The sequence below is a fragment of the Streptomyces sp. MAR4 CNX-425 genome, from assembly GCF_048656465.1.
In the GTDB taxonomy this organism is placed as follows: domain Bacteria; phylum Actinomycetota; class Actinomycetes; order Streptomycetales; family Streptomycetaceae; genus Streptomyces.
On the sequence record NZ_JBMDLF010000005.1, the window covers coordinates 325407 to 349309 of the forward strand.

At 72.7% G+C, this 23903-nt stretch carries 23 protein-coding genes, 2 tRNA genes and 2 pseudogenes; 11 read left to right on the top strand and 16 right to left on the bottom strand.

Translation table 11 applies throughout. The features are described from left to right. The first annotated feature begins 4 nt into the window (after nt 1-4). Nucleotides 5-1702, top strand: a complete 1698-nt coding sequence (locus ACHZ99_RS17010; RefSeq protein ID WP_420305447.1) for an AIPR family protein — start codon at nt 5-7, stop codon at nt 1700-1702. A gap of 356 nt (nt 1703-2058) precedes the next feature. Here ACHZ99_RS17010 and ACHZ99_RS17015 read toward each other — a convergent pair whose 3' ends face one another. From ACHZ99_RS17015 to ACHZ99_RS17025, 3 genes are all read right to left on the bottom strand, one after another. Then, entirely contained in the window at nt 2059-2262 is a 204-nt protein-coding gene (locus tag ACHZ99_RS17015; RefSeq protein ID WP_420305448.1) for a hypothetical protein, read from the bottom strand. A gap of 122 nt (nt 2263-2384) precedes the next feature. Further along, complete coding sequence (locus tag ACHZ99_RS17020; protein ID WP_420305672.1) at nt 2385-2819, bottom strand: ATP-binding protein; 435 nt, start codon at nt 2817-2819, stop codon at nt 2385-2387. 72 nt (nt 2820-2891) lie between these two features. Beyond that, nucleotides 2892-3299 (bottom strand): NUDIX hydrolase, encoded by a 408-nt coding sequence (locus ACHZ99_RS17025; RefSeq protein ID WP_420305673.1) that lies wholly within the window; start codon nt 3297-3299, stop codon nt 2892-2894. 112 nt (nt 3300-3411) lie between these two features. Between ACHZ99_RS17025 and ACHZ99_RS17030 the strand changes: the two are divergent. After that, nucleotides 3412-3735: pseudogene (locus ACHZ99_RS17030) on the top strand (GntR family transcriptional regulator); the annotation flags it as partial. A gap of 333 nt (nt 3736-4068) precedes the next feature. Here the strand turns inward: ACHZ99_RS17030 and ACHZ99_RS17035 are convergent. Then, a tRNA-Arg gene (locus tag ACHZ99_RS17035) sits at nt 4069-4141 on the bottom strand. Nucleotides 4142-4305: 164 nt separating this feature from the next. Beyond that, nucleotides 4306-4399 (bottom strand) — tRNA-Ser (locus ACHZ99_RS17040). A 278-nt stretch (nt 4400-4677) separates the two neighbouring features. Between ACHZ99_RS17040 and ACHZ99_RS17045 the strand changes: the two genes are divergently transcribed. Then, nucleotides 4678-5523, top strand: a complete 846-nt coding sequence (locus ACHZ99_RS17045; RefSeq protein ID WP_420305449.1) for a TetR/AcrR family transcriptional regulator — start codon at nt 4678-4680, stop codon at nt 5521-5523. Nucleotides 5524-5527: 4 nt separating this feature from the next. On the opposite strand, the gene ACHZ99_RS17050 is transcribed toward ACHZ99_RS17045, so the two are convergent. Next, on the bottom strand, nt 5528-7105 hold the full coding sequence (locus tag ACHZ99_RS17050) for an MDR family MFS transporter (RefSeq protein WP_420305450.1): 1578 nt from the start codon (nt 7103-7105) through the stop codon (nt 5528-5530). A gap of 142 nt (nt 7106-7247) precedes the next feature. On the opposite strand from ACHZ99_RS17050, the gene ACHZ99_RS17055 reads away from it, so the two are divergent. After that, entirely contained in the window at nt 7248-7472 is a 225-nt protein-coding gene (locus tag ACHZ99_RS17055) for a hypothetical protein (protein WP_420305451.1), read from the top strand. 143 nt (nt 7473-7615) lie between these two features. Here ACHZ99_RS17055 and ACHZ99_RS17060 read toward each other — a convergent pair whose 3' ends face one another. From ACHZ99_RS17060 to ACHZ99_RS17070, 3 genes are all read right to left on the bottom strand, one after another. Beyond that, nucleotides 7616-8767 carry an RNA polymerase sigma factor SigF gene (locus ACHZ99_RS17060; protein WP_420305452.1) on the bottom strand — a complete coding sequence of 384 codons (1152 nt, stop codon included), beginning with the start codon at nt 8765-8767 and terminating at the stop codon, nt 7616-7618. Nucleotides 8768-9012: 245 nt separating this feature from the next. After that, complete coding sequence (locus tag ACHZ99_RS17065) at nt 9013-9816, bottom strand: RNA polymerase sigma factor SigF (RefSeq protein WP_420305674.1); 804 nt, start codon at nt 9814-9816, stop codon at nt 9013-9015. Between the two features lie 415 nt (nt 9817-10231). Then, nucleotides 10232-10411: a hypothetical protein gene (locus ACHZ99_RS17070; RefSeq protein ID WP_420305453.1), complete on the bottom strand. Its 180-nt coding sequence runs from the start codon at nt 10409-10411 to the stop codon at nt 10232-10234. A 410-nt stretch (nt 10412-10821) separates the two neighbouring features. On the opposite strand from ACHZ99_RS17070, the gene ACHZ99_RS17075 reads away from it, so the two are divergent. The 3 genes from ACHZ99_RS17075 (at nt 10822) to ACHZ99_RS17085 (ending at nt 13776) form a co-directional block, all read left to right on the top strand. Further along, complete coding sequence (locus tag ACHZ99_RS17075) at nt 10822-11646, top strand: SAM-dependent methyltransferase (protein ID WP_420305454.1); 825 nt, start codon at nt 10822-10824, stop codon at nt 11644-11646. Between the two features lie 89 nt (nt 11647-11735). Further along, entirely contained in the window at nt 11736-12608 is an 873-nt protein-coding gene (locus ACHZ99_RS17080; RefSeq protein WP_420305455.1) for an alpha/beta fold hydrolase, read from the top strand. A gap of 235 nt (nt 12609-12843) precedes the next feature. Continuing rightward, entirely contained in the window at nt 12844-13776 is a 933-nt protein-coding gene (locus ACHZ99_RS17085; protein ID WP_420305456.1) for a YihY/virulence factor BrkB family protein, read from the top strand. A gap of 70 nt (nt 13777-13846) precedes the next feature. Here the strand turns inward: ACHZ99_RS17085 and ACHZ99_RS17090 are convergent, their stop codons facing one another. The 6 genes and pseudogenes from ACHZ99_RS17090 to ACHZ99_RS17115 form a co-directional block, all read right to left on the bottom strand. After that, nucleotides 13847-14203 carry a PRC-barrel domain-containing protein gene (locus tag ACHZ99_RS17090; RefSeq protein ID WP_420305457.1) on the bottom strand — a complete coding sequence of 119 codons (357 nt, stop codon included), beginning with the start codon at nt 14201-14203 and terminating at the stop codon, nt 13847-13849. A 20-nt stretch (nt 14204-14223) separates the two neighbouring features. After that, nucleotides 14224-15838 (bottom strand): annotated as a pseudogene (locus tag ACHZ99_RS17095) (bifunctional phosphatase PAP2/diacylglycerol kinase family protein). Nucleotides 15839-16110: 272 nt separating this feature from the next. Then, on the bottom strand, nt 16111-16977 hold the full coding sequence (locus tag ACHZ99_RS17100; protein ID WP_420305458.1) for a SigB/SigF/SigG family RNA polymerase sigma factor: 867 nt from the start codon (nt 16975-16977) through the stop codon (nt 16111-16113). A gap of 183 nt (nt 16978-17160) precedes the next feature. Further along, complete coding sequence (locus ACHZ99_RS17105) at nt 17161-17577, bottom strand: STAS domain-containing protein (RefSeq protein WP_420305459.1); 417 nt, start codon at nt 17575-17577, stop codon at nt 17161-17163. A 34-nt stretch (nt 17578-17611) separates the two neighbouring features. Further along, nucleotides 17612-17896, bottom strand: coding sequence for a hypothetical protein (locus tag ACHZ99_RS17110; protein ID WP_420305460.1), 285 nt, complete (start codon nt 17894-17896; stop codon nt 17612-17614). Nucleotides 17897-17983: 87 nt separating this feature from the next. Then, entirely contained in the window at nt 17984-18421 is a 438-nt protein-coding gene (locus ACHZ99_RS17115) for a YdeI/OmpD-associated family protein (protein WP_420305461.1), read from the bottom strand. Between the two features lie 109 nt (nt 18422-18530). Between ACHZ99_RS17115 and ACHZ99_RS17120 the strand changes: the two genes are divergently transcribed. The 3 genes from ACHZ99_RS17120 to ACHZ99_RS17130 all read left to right on the top strand — a co-directional run bounded on the left by ACHZ99_RS17120 (nt 18531) and on the right by ACHZ99_RS17130 (nt 21179). Beyond that, nucleotides 18531-18902 carry an ArsR/SmtB family transcription factor gene (locus tag ACHZ99_RS17120; RefSeq protein ID WP_420305462.1) on the top strand — a complete coding sequence of 124 codons (372 nt, stop codon included), beginning with the start codon at nt 18531-18533 and terminating at the stop codon, nt 18900-18902. A 114-nt stretch (nt 18903-19016) separates the two neighbouring features. Further along, nucleotides 19017-20291 (top strand): MFS transporter, encoded by a 1275-nt coding sequence (locus tag ACHZ99_RS17125; RefSeq protein ID WP_420305463.1) that lies wholly within the window; start codon nt 19017-19019, stop codon nt 20289-20291. Nucleotides 20292-20375: 84 nt separating this feature from the next. Further along, nucleotides 20376-21179 carry a hypothetical protein gene (locus ACHZ99_RS17130; RefSeq protein WP_420305464.1) on the top strand — a complete coding sequence of 268 codons (804 nt, stop codon included), beginning with the start codon at nt 20376-20378 and terminating at the stop codon, nt 21177-21179. A 6-nt stretch (nt 21180-21185) separates the two neighbouring features. Here ACHZ99_RS17130 and ACHZ99_RS17135 read toward each other — a convergent pair whose 3' ends face one another. Continuing rightward, a complete protein-coding gene (locus ACHZ99_RS17135; protein WP_420305465.1) occupies nt 21186-22505 on the bottom strand; it encodes an FAD-binding oxidoreductase in 1320 nt (439 codons plus the stop codon). Between the two features lie 353 nt (nt 22506-22858). Here ACHZ99_RS17135 and ACHZ99_RS17140 point away from each other — a divergent pair, with 353 nt between their 5' ends. Then, nucleotides 22859-23734 (top strand): hypothetical protein, encoded by an 876-nt coding sequence (locus tag ACHZ99_RS17140; protein WP_420305466.1) that lies wholly within the window; start codon nt 22859-22861, stop codon nt 23732-23734. The last annotated feature ends 169 nt before the right edge of the window (nt 23735-23903 follow it).

Here is a 23903-nt window from a genome sequence, read left to right on the forward strand (position 1 = left end):
GCTGTTGGACCAGATCATGCAGCAGCGACAGGCAGAGCGCGCTACTCCTCTGCCGGCAGATGAGGCATTCGAGATTTTTGCATGTGAGCAAGCCTTGCGAGATTTTGACTTGTCTGCAGATGAGGTGGTCACCGGTGTTGTGGGAGGCGGGAACGACGGCGCGATTGACGGCGTATATGTCTTCCTTGGCAGCTCTCTTCTTGAGGAAGATAGCGATGTATTTGACGCTGAATTCTCACCATCGAGTATTGCGGTAGGTACACGGCTCCTTCTCTGGCTTGTGCAGGCCAAGCAGGAAGACTCGTTTACTGAGACTGCAATCGATCTGGTATCTTCCTCGGCTTCCCGACTACTCAATTTGGGCGAACCTGAAGACGACCTCAAGCTTTTGTATTCCAATGCAGTGGTCGATAGAGTCGCTATTTTCAGGCGAGCGCTGCAGAAGCTGGCAATTCGACACCCTAGCGTCGAAGTGCGTTTTTCGTACGTAACGCGTGGCAAGAAGAGCGAAATTAACGCCAAAGTCGAAGCCAAGGCTAAGCAGCTCGAAAGTCAATTTACTGGTCTTGTTCCTAATGCCGTTGGGTACGCGGAATTTCTCGGCGCTGCAGAGCTCTGGGCGGCCGCCAGTCGCGTTCCTTCATATACCTTGAAGCTGACTTACTTGGAGAATGCCACGAGTGGGACCAGTCACGTAGCTTTGGTAACGCTAAAGGATTATCTGGGCTTCCTGAGCGATGACGCGGGATTGCTCCGGCGCCATATTTTCGACTGGAATGTCAGAGACTATCAAGGTGATGTCGAAGTAAACCAGGAGATCCGAGAGTCCCTACTAGACGAAAATGGCGCCGAATTTTGGTGGCTGAATAACGGAGTGACAATTATTTGCTCCAAGACTTCCATTGTGAGTAAGACCTATATCCTCGATGATGTACAGATCGTAAATGGTCTTCAGACTTCACATACGATCTACAGGGCCCTGACTGATCTGCAACAGCACCACCCTGCCTTCTCCCGCTCCGTCCTGGTCCGAATTCTCGTAACAGAAGATCCCGGAGAGAGGGATCGGGTTATCAGAGCAACTAATCGGCAGACGGCTGTGCCAGCCGCCTCGCTGAGGGCAACTGACGAGATTCAGCGTGAGATCGAGGCATACTTCCTGGCCAACGGTTGGTTTTACGACCGTCGCAAGAACTACTATCGCAATATTGGTAAAAGTGCTGAACGAATCGTGGGAATTCCTCTCCTCGCGCAATCGGTCATGGCTATGGGATTGAGTCAACCGCATAACTCCCGGGCTCGGCCGTCGAGCCTCTTGAAGCGAAACGACGAATATTCTCGTATTTTTTCGAAGAAGATTGATCTGCCTATCTACCTCTGGGTGGCTCAGCGGCAAAAGGAAATCGACCTATTTTTGCTTACCACTCATCAGCAGACTTCGGCGAGCGAGCGTACGAATCTCCGTTTTCACCTATCCATGGTGGCTGCGACCAGGCTGCTTGGCAAGCGCATTTATGCTCCGACGGAGCTCCGTGAATTGGCTGCAGCGCAGACAGATTTCAGCAGTTTGGATCTCAATAGCGTCTTGGGTGAACTTAGGGAACATTATAGCGAATATGCCAAGGTGAAGCCGGGTTCTATGGAGAAAAGCGCGAAGAGTGGAGATTTCGTTTCCTATATTTTCGCGCAGATCGAATTCTAAGGCTGCGGCGATTACTTAGGTCGGTGGAGCGGCTTTGGGCGGGAGCTGTCATGGGGTGGGAGATCATGGGGCCTTAAGCTGACCGGCGATCGGGCTGGCACCTGGCCTGCCCCGCAATGGACCGATGTGGCCCCATGATCTTAGGGCCCCGCCCCATGGTGGCTGCCTAAAGCCGCGGAGCCGACCGGACCCGGCCATGAGTCGTTTCTCCCGAGTGCGCTCGCCCTCTGTAGCGCGGGCCGGTGGACTGGGCCGGAACGGGGCGGAGACAGGAGCGGCGGCCCGGGGAGCCGGACCGCGCGGCGAGCGGTAGCGAGCCGCCTTGAAGTCGTAGAGAAAGTCGTTACGCATGGGGCTCACATGCTGGTGTCTGCCAGGTCCGGTGGTGGGAGGTAGGGCACTGGTGTGACTGTCCAAGTCGCGTGCGTCGTGCCCTGCTTCAGCATGAGCGTGTGGGCCTGGCCCTCCGACAGGTCGCGGGTCGCCTCGTCCTGGTCGTGGTCGATCCAGTCGCGGGCCTGGCAGTAGGGCTCCTCGTCCATGTTGATCGCGATCATCATCAGCGCCGCCTTGAACCAGCGCAGTGCCTCGCCTGTGCTCTATGCGTCGAAGGTGCCTAACCGGCGCTCGTTGACGTGGCACTCGCAGTGAAACCGGCGTGGCTCTGGGGGAGTTTGATGGTTCATCGGAGCCGCTCCCGCGCGGTGGGTCGCAAGCTGGCGGCCGGCTCCGGCTCTGTCGTGCCGGGGTCCAGTTCGACCGTGACCGTGTAGCCCTCGTCGTCTGTGCTTACCTCCATGCGTCGGCCGAGCGCCGAGACGAGAGTGAGTCCGCGGCCGTGGGCGTCTCCTTCTGCCGCAGCTACTGCATGGGGTTTCGTCCGGCCGCCGCCGACGTCGGTGACTGCCAGCACGACCGATCCCGATCTGTGGAAGAGCGAGATGCGCATGCTCCTGCTCGCTGTTCCGCTCGCGGAGTGCAGGAGGGCGTTCGTGCTGAGCTCGCTCACAATCAGTGCGGCCTCTTCCGCGCACGTGCTGTCGCCGAGTACGTCTCTCGTCCAGCGGCGGACACGGCCGACCTCTTCGGGAAGACCCGGGCAGGTGAGTTCCCAGATTCGACCTCCGCTCGTGTACTCGTCCGTACAAGTTCTTTTATGCTGGTGGCCGCCATGGGGCGTGGGTTCGAGCTAGACGAGTCTCACGCCGTCATGCGCGCGCACGGCCGGCGGGGATGCGGCGTCGAGTGCGTCCAGGACGCGGATTGCGTAAGCCTCGTCGGCGAGTTCGGTGACCTCTGCGCGGGTGGCCCAGCGGAGGGCGTAGGTTTCGTCGCCGGTGGTCGGTGTGCCGTCGATGGCCTTGCAGCGGAAGACGAGCGAGACGATCAGGCCCATCATGTTTTTGTACACGCCGGTGAGGGCGACGGGGAGAGCGATTTTGATGCCCGTCTCCTCCAGGACCTCGCGCTGAAGCGCTTCGAGGATCGTCTCCCCGGGCTCAAGGACTCCGCCGGGCGGCTCCCACTGGCCGTTGTCGCGGCGCTGGATGAGCAGGGCGCGGCCCTCGTCGTCGACGATGACTCCGGCGACGCTCACGGAGTGGGGGCGCTCTGCGGTACTCACGGTCCTCGGTCCCCTCGGCTGGCTAGGCTCTCCACCGTAGTAACAGCACTCAGCCTCTCGTCTCGAAATGCAGAGGGGTACGCGCCTGGTGCCCGTTCCGTCCGGTGTTCTCGGGGCTGTCGACCCCACCAGCGACCGTGCCGTCTTCCGGTAGGTCGCCGACCAGCTCCGGGAAGCCATCGACAGGGGCCGCTTTAAGGAGGGCTCCAGGCTGCCGTCCGAGGCGGAGCTTGTCGAGCACTTCGGTGTCTCGCGAATGACCGTTCGCAACTCGATCGGGGTTCTCCAGAGTGAGGGGCTGATCTCGGCTGAGCACGGGAAGGGCGTCTTCGTTCGGCCTCGGCCGCCTGTGCGGCGGCTGGCGTCCGACCGCTTCGCGCGTCGGCATCGTGATCAGGGCACGTCCGCGACGTACGGCGCACCCCCATTGAGCCCGGGAACCTCACCCGCACGTTCGCCCTTCGCGCTCGTCGTGCCAGCCTTCGCGTTATCCCGCTGCGGACGCCCGGCACACGGGCAGCTCGCTCCTGGCCTCCCTCAAGGTCCACCCGAAGGTGGCGCGGCGGATCCTCCGGCGCTCGCAGATCGCGGTGGCGATGGCGGTCCACGTCGAGGCGGGTGGGGAAGCGGTGTGGGCAGGTGTCGGACGGCTTGGGCGGGTCGGCTGACGGTGTTGCTGTGCTTCGCTGCTGTACGGGCATGAGGAAAGCCCCGCAGATGTTGTCTGCGGGGCTTCTACCTGCGCGCTCGGCAGGATTCGAACCTGCAACCTTCTGATCCGTAGTCAGATGCTCTATCCGTTAAGCTACGAGCGCCCGCTTTCGGGCATTAAGGGCCCTGCTGCGTTGCGGGAACTACCTTACATGACCCCCCGCGCCAGGTGAAATCCGATTCCCGCACCCCCTCCGACCTGCCCGGCAGCCTCGGCGGGCGACGCAGAGAGCCCGCGCCGCGGGTGCGGGCGGGCTCGCTGGTCGGGTGGCGGAGGCGGAGGGATTTGAACCCTCGATGGGGGGTAAACCCCAAACCGCATTAGCAGTGCGGCGCCATAGACCAGACTAGGCGACGCCTCCCGCACACCTGCCGGTCAAGCAGGTGTGTGCAGATGATGGCACAGGCGGCGGGGCCGCTGCCAATCGGACCCACCGTACCGGTCACCGGGGCGCCGGGGCAAAGGGCTTGTCGGGGTGGTGGGGGCTTGCCGGGGGTGGGTGGAGGGATGGGGGCGGTGGAGGGGGTAGGGGCGGTGGAGGGGAGGGGGTGGGGTGGAGCGGGCATAGCATCGGTGTACGGGCCGTTTCGGTTCGCAGGCCGAGTGTCACGAGGCGACAGCACCGCTGGGAGGCGCACGATGGCGTCCGTCCGCCGCAAGGCCCGCCGTGCCCGGGTGAGTGTCTGGTTCACCGGGCGGGCGGACCGCCGGGTGGCCGGGGGTGGTGCGGGTGAGGCGGGTGGGCTGGATCTGGGGAAGGTGGTCGCGGCCACCGTGCGGTTGCTCGACGCGGAGGGGCTGGGGCGGCTGTCGATGCGCCGGCTCGCGGCCGAGCTGGGGGTGACGGCGATGTCGGTGTACTGGTACGTCGATACCAAGGACGAGCTTCTGGAGCTGGCCCTGGACCGCGCGTACGCCGAGCTGGACCTCCCCGGTGACGACGGCGGCGACTGGGCCGCGCAGCTGCGGCAGCTCGCGCACGGGCACCGGCGCGTCCTTGCCGCGCACCCCTGGGTGTCCCGCCTCGCCGGGGAGTATCCGAATGTCGGGCCGCGCGCCATGGCGTGCGTCGCCGCCGCGCAGCGGGCGATGCGGCGGGCGGGGTTGCCGGAGGAGTGTCTGACGGGCGGGTTGTCGCTGCTGTTTCCGTTCTCGTACGGGTTCGGGGGCGCCGGCCTGCGCTGGGCGGAGCTGTGCCGGGCGGCCGGGGTGCCGGAGGAGGAGTGCTACCGGAGGTTCGTGGAGACGCTGCGGGAGCACCCCGAGGACGTGGTGCCGCCGGCCGCGGGCGGCGGCGGCCCCACGGCCGCACCGGTGCCGGAGGTGCCGGTCGACCCCGTGCCGGTCGCGCCCGTCGTGCTGCCCGGGGGGCAGGAGCAGCGTGATCGCGACTTCAACTTCGCCCTGGAGTGCGTCCTCGCCGGCATGGCCGCCATGCGCGACCGGGTCGCGGAGCAGGTGCGGCCCACGATCAGCCCCGCGTGAGCGGCTAGGCGCGGGCTTTCGTCGTCGGCTGCTCCTGGCGCGGGGCGCCGCCGCCGTCCGGCGGGCCGGCCTGTTGCAGGCCGCTGCGCGTCCGCAGCGCCACCTCCTTGATGCCCGCCACCGTCGCGAAGGCCAGCAGCGCGGCCGGTGCCGCGTACAGGAAGATGTCCGCGAGCCCGTGCCCGTACGCGCTCTCCACCACCGTCCGCACCGGCGGGGGCAGCTGGGCGAGGTCGGGGATCGACGAGCCGCCGCCCGCCTCGGCCGCGGTGCGTGCCGGGGGGATGCCGAGGTCGGTGAAGCCGTCGCGCAGGTAGCCGGAGACGCGGCCGCCGAGGGCGGCGCCGAGGGCGGAGACGCCGATCGCGCCGCCGAGTGAGCGGAAGAAGGTCACGGCCGAGCTGGCGGCGCCGAGGTCGGCGGGGTCGACCTGGTTCTGGGTGCAGAGGACGAGGTTCTGCATCATCATGCCGACGCCCGTGCCGAGTGCGGCCATGAAGAGGGCGATGTGCCAGTAGGGGGTGTCGTAGCGCATGGTGCCGAGGAGGGTGAGCCCGGTGGTGAGGAGCAGTCCGCCGGTGACCAGCCAGATCTTCCAGCGGCCGGTGCGGGTGATGACGCGGCCGGAGATCGTGGAGGCGAGGAAGATGCCCATGATCATGGGGATGGTCAGCAGGCCGGACGTGGTCGGGCTCTCGCCGCGCGCGAGCTGGAAGTACTGGCTGAGGAAGACGGTCGCGCCGAACATCGCGATGCCGACGAAGAGGGAGGCGAGGGAGGCGAGCGTGACGGTGCGGTTGCGGAAGAGGCGCAGCGGGAGCACCGGCTCCGGCACCCAGGTCTCGACCCAGACGAACGCCGCGCCGAGCGCCAGCGCGCCGCCGGTCATCAGGTAGGTCTGCCAGGACAGCCAGGCGTACGACTCGCCGGCCAGCGTCACCCAGATCAGCAGCAGCGAGACGGAGGCGCTCATGAGCATCGCGCCGCGCCAGTCGAGGGAGACCTGGCGGCGTACGACCGGCAGCCGCAGGGTCTTCTGGAGGACGACGAGCGCGAGGACGGCGAACGGCACGCCCACGTAGAAGCACCAGCGCCAGCCCAGCCAGCTCGTGTCGGTGATGACGCCGCCGAGGACCGGGCCGCCGACGGTGGCGACGGCGAAGGTGGCGCCGAGGTAGCCGCTGTAGCGGCCGCGTTCGCGGGGGGAGATCAGCGCGGCGAGGATGATCTGCGCGAGCGCGCTGAGGCCGCCGACGCCGATGCCCTGGACGACGCGGCAGGCGATGAGCATGCCGGTGGTCTGGCTGAGGCCGGCGACGACCGATCCGGCGACGTAGATCACGAGGGCGATCTGGACCAGCAGCTTCTTGCTGGCGAGGTCGGCGAGCTTGCCCCAGAGGGGGGTGGAGGCGGTCATCGCGAGCAGGGCGGCGGTGACGACCCAGCTGTACGCGCTCTGCGTGCCGCCGAGGTCCGCGATGATGCGGGGCAGCGCGTTGGTGACGATGGTCGAGGAGAGGATGGCCACGAACATGCCGAGCAGGAGGCCGGAGATGGCCTCAAGTATCTGCCGGTGGGTCATGCCGGAAGGCGCGGCTTTAGTTTGTTGCACTAAGCAACTGTATGTCGAATGGTTGCCGAAGGCAATCGACGGCCGTCGCGGTCCGGAAGGCGGGGTTCCCCCTGCTGACAGGCGTCCGGGGCGTTCGCTAGGGTCCTGCCCCATGGCTCACAATCCGCAAGGTCAACAGCCCGATCCCCACAACGACCCGGCCGGGAGCACGCAGATGTTCCGCGCCTTCGTGGACGAGGGTGGCGGCCCGCAGGCGGGGCGGCCGCAGCAGCCGGCGGCGTCGGCGGCGGGTGCGGGGCCGCGTATCGGGCTGATCGTCGGGATCGTCGTCGCGGCGGCGGTGCTGGCGGGGGTGGTGTGGCTCGCGGTCGGCTGAGCCGCGCGCGCCGGGGGCGGATCCGCCGCGGTTTCGCAGCGCCGCCCGCACTTCTCTAGACACGGCGTATCCGGCGTCTACGCCTGGCGCGCACGCCGTACGTCCGTTACGAACCGGGGCCGGCCCCGCGCCGGCCCCCGTCGTCAGTCCGCGATCAGCCCTGCCCGCAGCTGCGCCAGCGTGCGCGTCAGCAGCCGGGACACGTGCATCTGCGAGATGCCCACCTCGTCGCCGATCTGCGACTGCGTCATGTTCCCGAAGAACCGGAGCATGATGATCCGCCGCTCCCGCGCCGGGAGTTGGGCCAGCAGGGGCTTCAGCGACTCGCGGTACTCCACGCCCTCCAGCGCCGTGTCCTCGTACCCCAGGCGGTCCGCGAGCGAGCCCTCGCCGCCGTCCTCCTCCGGGGCGGGGGAGTCGAGGGAGCTGGCCGTGTACGCGTTGCCGACGGCGAGGCCGTCGACCACGTCCTCGTCGGACACCCCGAGGTACTGGGCGAGTTCCGGCACGGTCGGGGAGCGGTCGAGCCGCTGCGCGAGGTCGTCGCTGGCCTTGGTGAGCGCCAGGCGCAGCTCCTGGAGGCGGCGCGGGACGCGCACGGACCAGCTGGTGTCGCGGAAGTAGCGCTTGATCTCGCCGATGACCGTGGGCATGGCGAAGGTCGGGAACTCGGTGCCGCGGCGGCAGTCGAACCGGTCGATCGCCTTGATCAGGCCGATCGTGCCGACCTGGACGATGTCCTCCATGGGCTCGTTGCGGCTGCGGAAGCGGGCGGCGGCGTAGCGCACGAGGGGGAGGTTCAGCTCGATCAGGGTGTCGCGCACGTACGTCCGCTCGGGGCTGTCCCCGGGGGGCAGCTCGGCGAGGCGGAGGAAGAGGGCGCGGGAGAGGGTGCGGGTGTCGATGCTGCCGGACGAGACGGCGTCGGGCGCGGCGGCGCCGGGGTCGGCGGCGGCGTCGGGGTCCGGGGCGTCGGGGTCCGCGACCTCGTCGTCCAGCGGGCCGGCGGGGGCCGGGACGGCCGCGGCGAGGGCGGCGGCGGGGACCGGGACGGCCGCGGGGCCGCTGTCGCCCGGGTCGGCCGCGTCCGCGGAGGGCGGTACGGGGCCCGCGGCGGCCCGGCCGTCGGGCGCCGCGTCGGCCGGGTCGAGAGCCGCGTCGAGGGCCGGGTCGGGGGTCGGGTCCGGGGTGCGGCCCGGGCCCCGGGCCGTGCCCGGGGCGTCGGGGAACGCCGCTTGTGCGCCGAGCGGCGCGACTTCGGTGAGCATCTGCGAGCTGCCCAGTTCTGCGGACATGCCACCCCCTTGAGGTCGCGGACGGTTCCTGGCCGCCCCTCCCATTGAACCGGAAGAAGCCTCGGCTTCCACCGGACCGCTGAGAGAAGCAGCCTTCGACTCCATACCGGCTGCCGGGGCGCGCCAAACACGGTTCCAGCAGAATGTCACAAGTCGGCAACGCGCTGTAGCGCCAAGTCGACATATACGCGCAGATACGGAGCCTGCGCGTCAGGGACGGCCTCGAAGCGTCCTACCCGATCCGGTTAGGAATCGATCCGGTTTGCGGATCGCAGTCGCGCGAAGCTGCGCGACAGCAGCCGCGACACGTGCATCTGGGACAGCCCGAGCTCCGCGCTGATCTGCGACTGGGTCATGTTGCGGTAGTAGCGCAGCATGAGGATGCGCTGCTCGCGCTCCGGCAGTTGGACGAGGAGGTGGCGTACGAGGTCGCGGTGCTCGACGCCGGCCAGCGCCGGGTCCTCGTACCCGAGCCGGTCCAGCAGCCCGGGCATGCCGTCGCCCTCCTGGGCGGCCTCCAGGGAGGTGGCGTAGTACGAGCGGCCCGCCTCGCGGCAGGCGCGCACCTCGTCCTCCGCGACCCGCAGGTGCGCGGCGATCTCGGCGGTGGTGGGCGCGCGGCCGTGGCGTACGGTCAGGTCCTCGGTGGCGCCGCTGACCTGGGCCCACAGCTCGTGCAGCCGGCGGGGGACGTGGACGGTGCGGACGTTGTCCCTGAAGTAACGTTTGATCTCGCCGACCACGGTGGGCATGGCGAAGGTCGGGAACTGCACGCCGCGGGCCGGGTCGAAGCGGTCGATGGCGTGGATGAGGCCGATGGTGCCGACCTGGAGGACGTCCTCCATGGGCTCGTTGCGGCTGCGGAAGCGGGCGGCGGCGTAGCGGACGAGGGGCAGGTTGGCCTCGATGAGCGCGGTGCGGACGCGGGTGTGCTCGGGGGTGCCGGGGTCGAGGGCGGTGAGCTGCTCGAAGAGGGCGCGGGTGAGGGCGCGGGAGTCGGGTTTGCGCGGCTCCCCGGCGTCCGTCTCCACCTCCGCCTCGGTCTCGATCTCGGGTTCCCGCTCGGGCTCGGCCTTGGCCCTGGCCGCGTGCTCCGGCCCGGCCGCCCGCTCCGCGGCGGGCGGGGCGGTACGCGCGGACAACGGCTGCACCACACCACCACCCCTTCGCGACCACGTGACGTACGACCGGCGCCCGGCGCCCGGCGGCGCGCAGCACGACCCGGCAAATCCGGAAAAGCGGTCATAGCATCACAAGAGATGCGCACTCTGTGCAAGCACCGTAATTTGCCGTGTTGGCAGCCAGTTGGCCGCCCCCGCGGCCCCCGCGCGGGAGCCGTTCGGCCAGGCGGGAGCGCTGAGGGCGTACGGGGGTACGGGGCCGATCGCGTGGTCGGCGATCACCCGGGTGGCGAACCGCGGCGGAACGCCCCCCCGGCGCGCGGCCGCCCGCGTCACCCCGCCGTCACTCCGATGACGAGGCGTCGTCCAGCAGATCCGACATGACGTCGCCGATGCCCTTCGCCAGGTCCGAGATCCCCTCGAAGACGGTCTGCATGACGTCAGCCGACTGCGAGGGGGAGCTGATGATGGAGTAGATCGCGAAGAGCCCGAGGACCGCCAGCGCTATCTTCTTGTAGTCCACGTGCGTCGATGCCTCCCCTGTGCGGCACACGCCCGTTTCCCGCTCTCTCCCCAGGCGCAGTCGCACGATTCTATCCGCGCTGGGACTTGTACCCACGTTTTATGGACTAAAGGCCTGGCCGCAGGGGGCTTTTGCCGCACCGTGCCGCCGTGCGCGGGGGCGCACCATGGACGGTGAGCCCGCCGGGCCTGGCAGGACCCCGGCGGGCTCGGGGCGGGCTCACTGCGCGTCCGCCGCGGCTACTCCCCCCTCGCCGCGGCGTGTCGTACGGCCCGCCCTTCGCGGGGGGAGGCGGCCGGTTCCCCCCGGGGCCGCCTCCCCCTCCGCCGTCGTACGGGCCGGGTCCCACCGCCTGCTATAGGTTGGGACTCGATTCGCCCCCGACGCAGCCGACGAAGGATGGCCGGGCCATGCCAGCCGACGCACCTCCGCCCCGCAGGTCGTACGCCGACGTCATCGACACGACGGTGTCGCACTCGGCGCGCATCTGGAACTACTGGCTCGGCGGCAAGGACAACTACGACGTCGACCGGCGGGTCGGCGACGAGATCCTGGGCTTCGTCCCGGAGTTGGTGCGCTCCGCCCGCGCCGACCGCCAGTTCCTCACCCGGGCCGTCCGCTACCTGGCCGGCGAGGCGGGCATCCGGCAGTTCCTCGACGTCGGTACCGGGCTGCCCACCGTCGACAACACCCACGAGGTCGCGCAGCGCGTGGCGCCGGAGTCGCGCATCGTCTACGTGGACAACGACCCGCTCGTCCTCGCCCACGCCCACGCCCTCCTGACGAGCAGCGACGCCGGGGCCACCGCGTACATCGACGCCGACGTACGCGACCCGGACACCATCCTGCGCGAGGCCGCCCGCACCCTGGACTTCGACCGCCCCGTGGCGATCACCATGCTGGGCATCCTGAACTTCGTCCTCGACGACGACGAGGCCCGGAGCATCGTCCACCGCCTCCTCGACCGCGTACCCCCGGGCAGCTACCTGGTCATCTCGCACCCCACCACCGAGGTCGACGGGGAGGCCATGACCGGGGCGGTCGACTACTGGAACTCCCAGGGCACCGCGCAGATGCGGCTGCGCACCCGGGACGAGCTGGCGCGTCTCTTCGACCGCGTGACGCTGGTGGAGCCGGGCGTGGTGTCGTGCTCGCGCTGGCGGCCCGCGGAAGACGTCGAGCTGGGCCGGATCGTCGACGTGACGCACTTCTGCGGCGTCGGCGTGAAGCCCTGACCCGGGGCCCTTTTCGCCGACCTCTCCCCCGCGGGCGCCGCCGCCCCCGGGTGCGATGAGTTCTCGGCGTTCGAGGCGTCTGCACGGACATGGACACTCACACGCTGGAAACCCCCGACGCCGACCTCGTCTACGACGTGCGCGGCCCGCTTCCGCCCGCCGGCGGCCGGGAGCCGCTGATGCTGATCGGGCAGCCCATGGACGCCTCCGGCTTCCGCGCGCTCGCCGCCCAGTTCCCCGACCGGACCGTCGTCACGTACGACCCGCGCGGCCTCGGCCGCAGCGTCCGCAAGGACGGCCGGCACGACCACACCCCGCAGACGCAGGCCGCGGACGTGCACGCCGTGATCGCCGCGCTGGGCGCCGGGCCCGTCGAGCTGTTCGGCAGCAGCGGCGGGGCCGTGACGGCGCTGGCGCTGGTGGCCGCGTACCCCGGGGACGTGACCACGCTCGTCGCGCACGAGCCGCCGCTGATCGCGGCGCTGCCCGACGCGCCGGCCGCGGAGCGGGCGCGGCAGGGGGTGACGGACGCGTACAACGCCAAGGGCTGGGGCACCGGCATGGCGGCGTTCATGGCGCTGGGGGCGTGGCAGGGCGAGTTCACCGACGCCTACTTCGCGCAGCCCGCGGCCGACCCCGCGGCGTTCGGCATGCCCGCCGGGGACGACGGCACGCGCGACGACCCGCTGCTCTCCGACCGCTCCTGGGCGGTCAGCGGCTACCGGGCCGACCCGGCCGCGATCGCCGCCGCGCCGACCCGCGTGGTGGTGGCGGTGGGCGAGGAGTCGGGCGACACGTTCACGGCGCGTACGGCGCGCGGCACGGCGGCGCTGCTGGGGCAGGAGGCGACGGTGTTCCCGAGCCACCACGGCGGCTTCCTCGACGGGGAGTTCGGCTATCCGGGGCAGCCGGAGGCGTTCGGGGCGAAGCTCCGGGAGGTCCTCGACGCGGCGCGGGCCTGAGCCGGCCTCGTACGTCGGGCGCCCGCCGCGTCCCGGCGGCCGGGGCGCGGGCCGGACACGGGGCCGGTCCGCGCCCCGGCGTACGTTCGAATCTCCGCCTCCGTTTCGCCCGGCCTGTTACGGGCAACGGCCACCCACGCGATAGACAGGGGCAGGGACGGGCCACGGGGCCCGCCCGCGCCCCGGCCGCCGGGCGGGCGGGCGCGCGGTGCGAGCGAGGATCGGAGTCGGGCCGATGAAGCGTGGGGTGCACGCGCGGAGCGGGCGGACGGAGCGGGCGCGCTACCGCGCCGCCCTGCGCCGTACCCCGGTGGCCCTGTGGAACGACGACGTCACCGACTGGGCCGCCGCCCTCACGTACTACGCCATACTCACCGTCCTCCCCACCCTCTTCGTCACCCTCACCCTCATCAGCGTCGCCGACCCCTCCGGCACCGAGGCCCTCATCGCCTACGTCGCCGGCCTCGCCCCCGCCGGCTCCGGCGCCGCCCTCAACGACGCCCTGCACGACGTCTCCCGCGGCCACTCCGCCACCTGGATCCTCACCGCCGTCGGCGCCGCCAGCGCCCTCTGGTCCGCCTGCAGCTTCCTGTCCGTCTTCCGCCGCGCCCTGCACGCGATGTACGGCACCCCCGACAGCCGCCCCGTCCTGCGCCGCGCGCCCGCCATCCTGGCGACGGCGCTGCTGCTGCTGACGCTGCTGGTCGCGGCGGCGCTCACGCTCGTCGTCACCGGGCCGGTGGTGCAGGCGCTCGGGGGGCCGCTGGGGCTGGGCGCGCAGTCGGCGGCGGCGTGGGAGTTCCTGCGCTGGCCGTTCCTGGTGTTCGTGGCGGGGCTGCTGGTGCTGCTGCTCTTCCGCTCCGGCCCGCCGGAGTCGCGCGCGGTGTCGCACGCCGTGCCGGGCGGGCTGCTCGCGGGCGGGCTGTGGCTGCTGGCGTCGGCGGGCTTCGCGCTGTACGCCTCGTACGCGGCCGAGGCGTACAGCAGGCTGTACGGGTCGCTCGCGGGGGTCGTCGTCTTCCTGATCTGGCTGTGGTTCTCGAACCTGGCGCTGCTGGCGGGCGCGCAGTTCAACGCGCTGCTGGCGCGCAGCGCCGCGGCCGAGCCGGCGGCGGAGGAGCCGGCGCGGCCGTCGCGGCGGCGGGCGGTGCCGGCGGTGCCGCGGTAGCGGGCGGCAGCGGGACGGGGCGTCGGCCGCGTCGGGTGCGTCGGTCGTGTCGGGTGCGTCGCCGGGCGCGTCAGCGGCGGGCCAGGCGGCGTTCGCCGGCGGCGCCCGGCTCGTACGCCAGCTCGTAGTGCCCGAAGACCGCCGGCTCCTCCTCACTGGCCAGCTCGCCGTCCGTGTCGATCGACGGCGCGCCCTTGACCACGCCCTTGTCGTACGCGACCGTCAGGTGCTCCGGGCTGACGGAGGCGCCCGTCAGCGGCACGAACAGCAGCCGCTTCCGCCCCGGCACGCCGGCCTTGACGGTGGCGAAGGCGGGGACGTCGGTGCGGGTGTCGACGTAGACGGCCTCCAGCTCGCCGATCTTGCCGCCGTCCGCGCCGCGGACGGGGTAGCCGCGCCATTCACGGATGTCGTGTGCCTCGAACATCGGGCCTCCCGGGGGATGCGTCAGTCCTGGGCCGGCCGGTAGACGGTCAGCGCTCTTTCGAGCTTATCCAGCACGAACGCGGTCGGCGCGGGGACGACCTCCCCGTCGTAGGCCATCCGCGTGCCGTCCGGCAGGCCCGAGACGGCGACGCGGCGCAGCCGCCCGGTGGCGTAGAGCGGAGTATGAGCGAGCCCGCCGGCGAGCGCGGTGGCCAGCAGCCGGACGCGGCCGAGGCGCCCGGCGCGGGCGATGCGGACGTCGAGGACGCCGTCGGCGAGGTTGTCGCGGCGGACGGGCGCGAGGCCGACGCTGCGGTACGCGCCCGAGCCCGCGAACAGCAGCCACAGCTCCCCCCGCCGGCCGTTGACCCGCGCGCGGAGGGGCTGGGCCGGACGGGCGGGCCGCAGGACGCGCAGCACGGCGGCGGCGGTGCCGAGGGGGGCGCCGAGGCGGGGGGAGAAGTGCTCGCGCAGGCGGACCAGCTCGGGGTAGATGCCGAGGCTGAAGGTGTTGAGGAAGTACGTGGCCGGGGCGCCCGGCTCCGTACGCGGCCCCGGGCCCGCCGCCGCGCGGACGCGGCCGACGTCGACGGCGACCGCGCTGCCGGCCGCCACCGCCCGGCACGCCTCGGGGACGCTGCCGACGCCGAGGTCGGTGGCGAAGTGGTTGAACGTGCCGGCCGGGAGCACCGCCAGCGGCACCCCGTGCCGCAGGGCCGCCACCGCCGCCGCGGCCACCGTGCCGTCGCCGCCGCAGGCGCCGAGGGCGCCGCCGCGGCGGGCGGCCTCCGCGGCGGCGGTGTCGAGGAGCCCGGGCAGGCCGGGCGGCTCGGGCCGGTCGCGCGGCCCGGGGCCCTCCGGCGGCGGGCCCGCGGCGTCGCCGCCGGCCCCCACCACGGCCCCCACCACGGCGACCTTGGCCTCCGGCAGCACGGCCGCGAGCTGCCGCACGGGGTCGAGGAGCTGCGGCTGCGCGCCGGGGGCGGGGGTTGACCACGACGTACAGCCCGGCCCCGTCGGGCAGCGCCGGGGCCGCGGCCGGCGGCGGCGTCGGGTGCGGGGGCGGCCCGCCGCGGGAGCGGGGCGGCGCCAGGCGGCGGACGGCGAGCGCGGCCCCGAGGCCGAGGCCCATGCCGGCGAGGACGTCGCTGGGGTAGTGCACGCCGGTGTAGATCCGGGAGAACGCGACCGACCACGCGACCGGCGCCAGCACCACGCCCCACCGCGGCGACTCCATCGCCACGCCGCACACGAAGGCGGTGGCGGAGGCGGCGTGGCCGGAGGGGAAGGACGAGGTGACCGGCTGCCGGGCGAGGTGCCGGATGACGGGTACGGCGTCGAGGACGGGCCGGGCGCGCCGGAACGCGCCCTTGCCGACCGTGTTCACCGTCGCGGACGCCAGCGCCAGCGACCCGGCGCCGCGCACCGCGGCCCGCCGGCTGCGCGGCCCGCCCAGCGCCGCCAGCGCGGCGGCGGTGGCGAACCACAGCGCGCCGTGGTCGGCGCCGCGGCTGAGCCGCGGCAGCACGGGTTCGGCGCCGGGCCACCGGGTGTCGGCCACGCGCGCGAAGAGGACGCGGTCGGCCCGCCGCAGCCGCCCGGCGACGGCCCGCGCCCGGCCGCGCCGGGGGCCGATGAGGTCCTCGTACGCGCCCCGCACCCCCCGCGCCGCCGCGCGCACCCCCGCGCCGACCGGCACGGGGCGCCCTGCGGGCCCCGTGTGCCCCGGGAAGGCGTCCCCGGCCCCGGCGGCCCGGGTCGGCCCGGCCGCCCTCCCACGCCGGGCGCGGCCCGAACGCCCGCCGCTCCGGGACCGCGCGGAACGCGCCGAGCCCGCTGCGGCCCCGCCGGCCCCGGCGCCGAGCACGCCGCCGGCCCAGGCGGTCCGCGCTCCGCGCGCGAACGCGCTCACGCCGGTTCGGTCAGCCCCTCGCGCAGCCGCCGCAGGATCCCGCTCAGCAGCCGCGACACGTGCATCTGCGAGATGCCCAGCTCCGCGCCGATCTCGCTCTGCGTCATCTCGGCCCCGAACCGCAGGTCGAGCACCTTGCGGTCCCGCTCCGGCAGCGCCTCGACCAGCGGCTTCAGCGACACCAGGTTGTCGACCTTCTCCAGCTCCGGATCCGTCGCCCCGGTGCGCCGCGCCAGGAAGGACTCGCCCTCCTCGTCGGCGGCCTGGTAGTCCAGCGACGATGTCGTGTACGCGTTGGCGGCGACCAGCCCCTCCACGACCTCGTCCGCGTCCAGCCCGGTCTGCTCCGCCAGCTCGGCGACGCCCGGCCCGCGGCCGAGCGTCTGCTCCAGCCGCGCGCTCGCCTTCGCCAGCATCAGCCGCCGCTCCTGCATGCGGCGCGGCACCCGCACCGCCCAGGAGGTGTCGCGGAAGTGGCGCTTGATCTCGCCGACGATCGTGGGCAGCGCGAAGGTGGGGAACTCGGTGCCCTCGGCGAGGTCGTAGCGGTTGATCGCCTTGATGAGGCCGACGGTGCCGACCTGGACGACGTCCTCGCGGGACTCGCTGCGCAGCCGGAAGCGGCCGACGGCGTAGCGCACGAGCGCGAGGTTGAGTTCGACGAGGGTGTTGCGGACGTAGGAGTACGCGTACGTGCCCTCCTCCAGCTCCGCCAGCCGGGCGAAGAGGACGCGGGACAGGGCGCGGGCGTCGTCCGTACTCGCCTCGCGCAGCTCGGTCAGCGGCGGGAGGTCGAGTCCGGCGAGCGGGTCGGCGTCCAAGCCGGTGCCGGAGCCGCGGTCGCGCGTCACGAATGTCGTCATGGTGTCCCCCAGATGTGGACTTCTGCTCGACAGGCGTTGTGGTCAGCTACCCGTCATCACGGCGCCTATACCTGACCGTTACTTTGCCGCCGTAACCAGCTGGACCGAACATCCCCTCTTCCAGCTGGTGCTCCGGCCCTTCCCTGGGCCATTTGCAGCAAGCCGGAAGCGGCCGGACCGGTCCTAGGGAGCCGGGGGCCGCGCGGACCCCGGGACCGTGCCCGGCGGCCAGCCGGCCCGCAGCCTCTCCGGCACGTGGTCCAGCGCCTCCCGGACGCTGCGGTACGTGGCGATCATGTCGCTGCCGCCGGTCTGCTCCAGCAGGTACGTCAGCCGCCGGCCGACGGCGGCGAGGAGGAGTTCGCCGCCCTGGCGGCGCAGCAGCCAGCGCACGGCGAAGAGGCAGTTGAGGCCGCGGGAGTCGCAGAAGGTGAGCGTGGTCATGTCGAGGACGAGGTACCGGTGCCCGGTGTCCACGCTCTCCCCGAGGGTGTCGAGGAACAGCCGTTCGCCGCCGTGGTCCAGCTCGCCGCCGACGCGGATCACCGCGCAGTCCGCGCTGGAGCTGAGCACCCTCAGTGTCAGCCGGGGTCCCCTCATCGGCCCTCCCTGCGTCGGGGGCGTTCGGCTCAGGTCACCACCGTCTGACCGTCCTGGCCACCGTATGGCCGACCGCGAGGTACACGGTGGCCGCAATCCCGTAGTTGAGGGTGACGTTCCACCAGTCGGGGTCGACGGTGAACATGTCGCGGGACCAGCCGGCGAGCCAGCTCGCGAAGTCGTGCACGAAGTCGACGAAGTCGTTGGAGCGGTTCGCGTCGAGCACGTACAGGAGTATCCACAGTCCGATGACGATCGCGGCCAGATCCGCGATCGCGGCGAGCACCGCCGCCGCGCTGGGTCTGCTTCTGTTCGCCATGGACGGCGTCTTGCCGGGTAACGAATCGATAAACGCGCCGCCGTCGTGGACCGCCGCACGCGCCCCGCGGACCCGTCCGGGCGGTTCTCAGCCAGCCGTCAGCTCCGTCACCGCCTTGGCGATCCGCCGCTCCCGCGTCGCCTGCGCCTTCGCGCCCTCCACCGAGGTGACGTACGCCTTCTGCCGGCTCGGCGACAGCGCCCGGAACGCCTCCGCCGCGCCCGGCGCCGCGGCCAGCGCGGCGGCGAGGTCCGCCGGCGGCTCCACGGTGCGGGGCGCCGTGTCGAGGGTCAGCTCCACCTCGATGGGGTCGCCGCCGCCGATGCCCGTCTCCTCGCGCCGGTCCGCGCTGAACGGGATCAGGACCCGGCCGCCCATCGACGCGAGGGTCGAGCGGTACGTGTAGCCGTTCACGACCACCGTCACCGCCGCCCGGCGGCCGCCGCCGAGCCCCTCGACCACCTCCTCGGGCACCGGGATGCCGGTGTTGTTGCCGGTCTGGAGCATCTCCGTGGTGAACTTCACCGTTCTCGTCCTCTCCTCGGCTTCCCTCTGGCAGAGAAGACGGCGTCCGGGCCGTGAACTCATCGGCCGGCGCCACGCCGCGCGGCTCGCACGGCCATACGATGAGCGCATGCCGGAGCGCGACACCGCCCCCCAGCCAGCCGGGGCCCCCGTCCACCGCCACGAGTGGACCCCCGACCGGGAGCAGCTGGAAGCCGCCAGCTCGGTCTTCGCGCTGCTCGCCGACGCCACGCGGCTGCACCTGCTGTGGCTGCTCGCCGAGGGCGAGGCCGACGTCACCGAGCTGGCCACCGCCAGCGGCGCCGCCCGGCCGGCCGTCAGCCAGCACCTCGCCAAGCTGCGCCTCGCCCACCTGGTGCACGCCCGCAAGGAGGGGCGCCGCGTCGTGTACTCGCTGCGGGACGGGCACCTGCGCGGCCTCGTCGTCGAGGCGCTCAACCACGCCGACCACCTCATGACCGGCGAGCCCTGGCACTCCTGAGCCCGGGAAATCCTGACCCCGGGAGGTCCTGACCCCTCCGGGGAATAGCGTCCGCGCCCTCCTCTGTTCAACGTGTGCGTATATGCGCACACGAGCAAGGGAAGAGGCCCGGTCATGTTCTCCGTACTCCGCAACCGCACCTACCGCCACCTCTTCGCCGCCCAGGCCATCGCCCTCCTCGGCACCGGCCTCGCCACCGTGGCGCTCAGCCTCCTCGCGTACGACCTCGCCGGCGGCAACGCCTCCGCCGTCCTCGGCACCGCCCTGGCCGTCAAGATGGTCGCCTACGTCGGCATCGCCCCCGTCGTCGGCGCCCTCGCCGACCGCCTCCCGCGCCGCACCCTGCTGGTCGCCGCCGACCTGGTGCGCGGCACCGTCGCGCTCGCGCTGCCGTTCGTCACCGAGGTCTGGCAGGTCTACGTGCTGATCTTCCTGCTCCAGTCCGCCTCCGCCGCGTTCACCCCGACCTTCCAGGCCACCATCCCCGACGTGCTCCCCGCCGAGCGCGACTACACCCGCGCGCTGTCGCTGTCGCGGCTCGCGTACGACATGGAGAGCCTGTTCAGCCCCGTGCTCGCCGCCGGGCTGCTGACGCTGATCACGTACGACCGGCTCTTCCTCGGCACCGCCGCCGGCTTCGCCGCCTCCGCCGTGCTGGTCGTCTCCGTGGCGCTGCCGAAGCCGGCGCCCCGCGAGCGGGCCGCGGGCCAGGGGGCGCTCGCGGGGGCCGCGTACGGGATGAGGCTCCTCGGGTCCGCGCCCCGGCTCCGCGCCCTCCTCGCGCTCAACCTCGCGGTCGCCGCGGCCGGCGCCATGGTCGTCGTGAACACGGTCGTGCTCGTCCGGGACCACTTCGCCCGCTCGGTCGGCGACGTGTCGCTCGCCCTCGGCGCCTTCGGCGCCGGGTCGATGGCCGTCGCGCTGGCGCTCCCGCGGGTGCTGGAGCGGGTCGGCGACCGGGCGGTGATGCTCCCGGCGGCGTTCGTGCCGGCGCCGGTGCTGGCCGTCGTCGGCGCGGGCCTCGCGGCGGGCGTGCGGAGCTGGCCGGCGCTGCTCGGCGCGTGGGCCGTCCTGGGGGCGGCGACCTCGGCGATGGTGACGCCGACGGGTCGGCTGATCCGCGGCGCGGTGCCGGGGAAGGCGGACCTGCCGGCGGCGTTCGCGGCGCAGTTCTCGCTGTCGCACGTCGCGTGGCTGCTGACGTACCCGCTGGCCGGCTATCTGGCGGCGCGGGCCGGCACCGCCGCGGCGGCGGGCGCGCTGGCGGCCGTCGGGCTCGCGGCGGCGGTGGCGGCGGCGCTGCTGTGGCGGCCGGAGCGGGCGGCCGGCGCGTACCGGCCGGCCCGCCGGGCACGGCTGACCCGGGAGCGGGCGGCCACGGCGGCGTAGCATGTCGCTATACCCCTAGGGGGTATCTCTGTTACGCTTTCCCGCACAGAGCCGGAACCGGACACGAAGGGCAGGATCCGCATCATGAACACCACGCACCACCAGGACCACACCGGCCACGCCGGGCACGGCGGTCACCACGCAGGTCACGCGGGCCACGACGCCCACGCCGGGCCCGCCGGGCTGCAGAGCTCCCAGGACGGCTACACCCTGGCCCTGGAGACCACCGCCCTCCCCGAGGGCACCGCGACCGAGCTGCGCTTCCGCCTCCTCGGCAGCGACGGCCGCCCGGTCGCCGACCTCACCCCCCTCCACGACGAACTCGTCCACCTGATCGTCGTACGCCGCGACCTCACCCGCTTCCTCCACGTCCACCCCGTCCAGGCGGACGACGGCACCTGGTCGGTCCGCGTCACGCTGCCCGAGCCGGGCGCGTACCGCGTCTTCGCCGACTTCGCCCCCGCCGCCCTCGGCCGCACCCTCACCCTGGGCGCGGACCTCGCGGCCGGCGACGGCCCCGGCCCCGTGCGCGAACTCCCCGCGCCCGCCGCCGCGGTCGCCGTGGACGGCCGCGAGGTGACGCTCACCGGCGAGCCGGCGGCGGGCGAGGGGCGGCGGCTGGAGTTCGCGGTCGCGCGGGACGGGAGGCCGGTCACCGACCTGCAGCCCTACCTCGCCGCGTACGGTCACCTGGTGGCGCTGCGCCTCGACGACCTCGCCTACGTCCACGTCCACCCGGACGGCGCCCCCGGCGACGGCACGACCGGGCCCGGCCCCGTCGTGGCGTTCCACGCGCAGGTGCCGGGCCCGGGGACGTACCGGCTGTTCCTCGACTTCAAGCACGAGGACACGGTGCGCACCGCGGCGTTCACCCGGGTGGTGCGGTGACCCCGCTCAGTCCTTGCCGACGGGGAAGTTGCTGCGGAAGACGCCCTCGGGGTCGCGGGCCCGCTTGACGGCCCGCAGCCGGGCCAGGCTCTCGGCCCCGAAGGCGTCGGCCGCGCGCTCGCCCGCGCCGAGGAACGTGTACGGCTTGCGGCCCGCCACGTACGAACCGAGGGCCTCCAGCAGCGCCCCCCGGCGGGCGACGACACCCTCGGTGACCTCCGGCGAGACCGGCACGCCGAAGAAGTAGAGGATGTACGGCTCGGTCAGCGCGCCGTGCGGCGAGTCGGAGGGGCGGGCCAGCGCCCCGCCCGCGTGGCGCAGCTGGACGCCGAGCAGCGGGGCGATCGGCTCCGCGAGGAGCGTGTCGACCACGGTGTCGTCGAGCGCGGTGAGCAGCTCGCCGCGGGTCAGCCCGGGGCTGGGGTCGGTGGGCTCGTTGGTGATGGTGCCCAGCTCGTGCACCGGCAGCACGGCGCGGCTGTCGTCGAGCCGGCCCTCGATCGCGTCGAACGGCCGCAGCAGCCCGGGCCCCGCCTCGCCGGCGCCCTCGCCGAGATACGTGGCGTGGACGGCGATCACCGGGTCGGCCCCGGGGAAGCTCAGCAGCCCGGTCCAGACGGTGAGTTCGGCCGGCGCCCCGGCGGTCACCTCGCGGAAGACGTCGAGGACCTCCCGGGACCGCTCCATCGGCCACAGCATCTGGCCGCCGTAGAGGGCGGGCGCCGGGTGCAGCCGGAACTCCGTCGCCGTGACGAGCGCGTAGTCGCCGCCGCCGCCGCGCAGCGCCCAGAACAGCTCCGGGTCGGAGTCCGCCGTCACCCGGGCGGGCTCGCCGTCGCCGCCGACGACCTCGAAGGCGGTCACGGAGTCCGCCGCCCAGCCGTGGGCGCGGCTGAACCAGCCGACGCCGCCGCCCAGGGTGTACCCCGTGACGGAGACGACGGGCGAGCTGCCGGGCAGCCCCGTCAGCCCGTGCCGCGACGCCTCCTCCTGTACGCGCCCCCACGTCACCCCCGCGCCCACGCGCGCGATACGCGTCGCGGCGTCGACCCGCACCTCGTCGAGGCGGCCGGTGCGCAGCAGCACGGCGCCGTCCACGTCCCCCGAGGCGCCGTGCCCGCTGGGCTGGGCGGCTACGGGGACGCCGGCGCGGCGGGCGTAGCGGACCAGCGCGGCGACGTCGTCGGCGTCGGCCGCCGCCACGACGGCGGCGGCGGGCTGCGGCACGGCGGCGTTCCACGGCTGGACGGCGGGCTCGAACCCGTCGTCGCCGGGCAGGAGCACCCGGCCCCGGACGGCGGAGCGAAGCTCGTCGAGGTTGCTCATTCTGGGATCCTTACGGGTCTCGCGGAGAAGTGGTCGGAATTCGAGCATCGCGCGCGGGTCTGACATCGGGGGCACGGGGGGCCCGTGGCGCGGCGGAGGGGGACTCGCCGGCGCCGGGGCTGTCGCCGATCACGGACGCGAGCCGAACCGGTATCGGTGCGGTCTCGCAGCCGCACACGCGCGCGTGCGATGTCCAGGGGAGAGACGGTCTGTGCCGGTTCCCCGCGTGTGAGATGGGACACACCCCCGCAGTTCTTATGGGGATTCTTCGTGCTCCGCGGGATTCCTGCGCTGGCACATTGTTCGCTCGTCGAGCACCCCTGCCCCCAAGGCGACCGAAGGGACGGCGGAAAGTGACGACGATCTACTGCCCGCGTTGCGACAGCCGGCACGACCCGGCGGGGGCGCCCTGGTGCGCTCCGCCGCGCAGCGTTCCCGAGGCCGGTTCCGCCGACGTGTACGGGACGCTGGAGAGACCGGCGCTGCACCTGCCCGCGGCGGCCGCCCAGGGCGGGCCGGGGCCCGCGCCCGGGGACCTGGAGCTGTTCGCCGACCGCGCCAGATCGTCGGACGCCGACCGGGACGAAGCGGAGAGCGGTGCCGGCGGCGGCCGGGTCAGCGGCGTCGGGGCCGAACTGGTGCCCCTCCAGCCGCGGTCGCGGCACCGGCGGTACAAGCCGCGGAGCCGGCGGCTGGCCGGGCTCGCGGCGGCCGGGATGTCCGTGCTGTCCGGCGGCCTGCTCGCCGCGAACGCCATGGGCGGCGGGAGCGGCGGCGCCCGCACCGAGGGCGCCGTGGCCCGGGCCGACACCCCGGTGCAGCCGCTGCCCTCCAAGGAGCCCGGCGCCGGCGACGGCGCCACCCCGGACGGCGACCGGCGCTCGGACGCGGCGACGCGCGACGCGGAGCCCACCCCGGAGCCGACCCGGCCGGCGCAGCCGGACGGCGAGGCGGAGCGGCCGCAGGCGGAGAGCGCGGCGCCGACGACGGACAGCCCGGCGCCGTCGACCACGGTCCCCGAGGAGGGCCGCGTCACCACGCCGGACAGCTCCGAGACCGGATCGGCGTCCCCGTCCACCGGCACACCGACGCCCACGCCGAGCACCGAGGACGGTTCCGGCGGCGGCGACGGGTCGGGCGGCTCCGGTTCCGGCGGCGACTCGGACGACGGCTCCGACCGCGACCGCGGCGGCCTCGGCATCGACCTGCCCCTGCTCCCGGGCCTCTGACCCGACCGGGCCCGCCCACGGCGTACGTACGACAGGGCCCCCGGAGCCACGCGCTCCGGGGGCGTCGGCCGCGGGACCGGTTCGCGCGAACCGGCGGCGGCTCAGCGCCGCTCCGCCGCGTTCCCGGTCACGCGCCCCGTACGCGCGCCGCCCGTACGCCGTCGCCCCG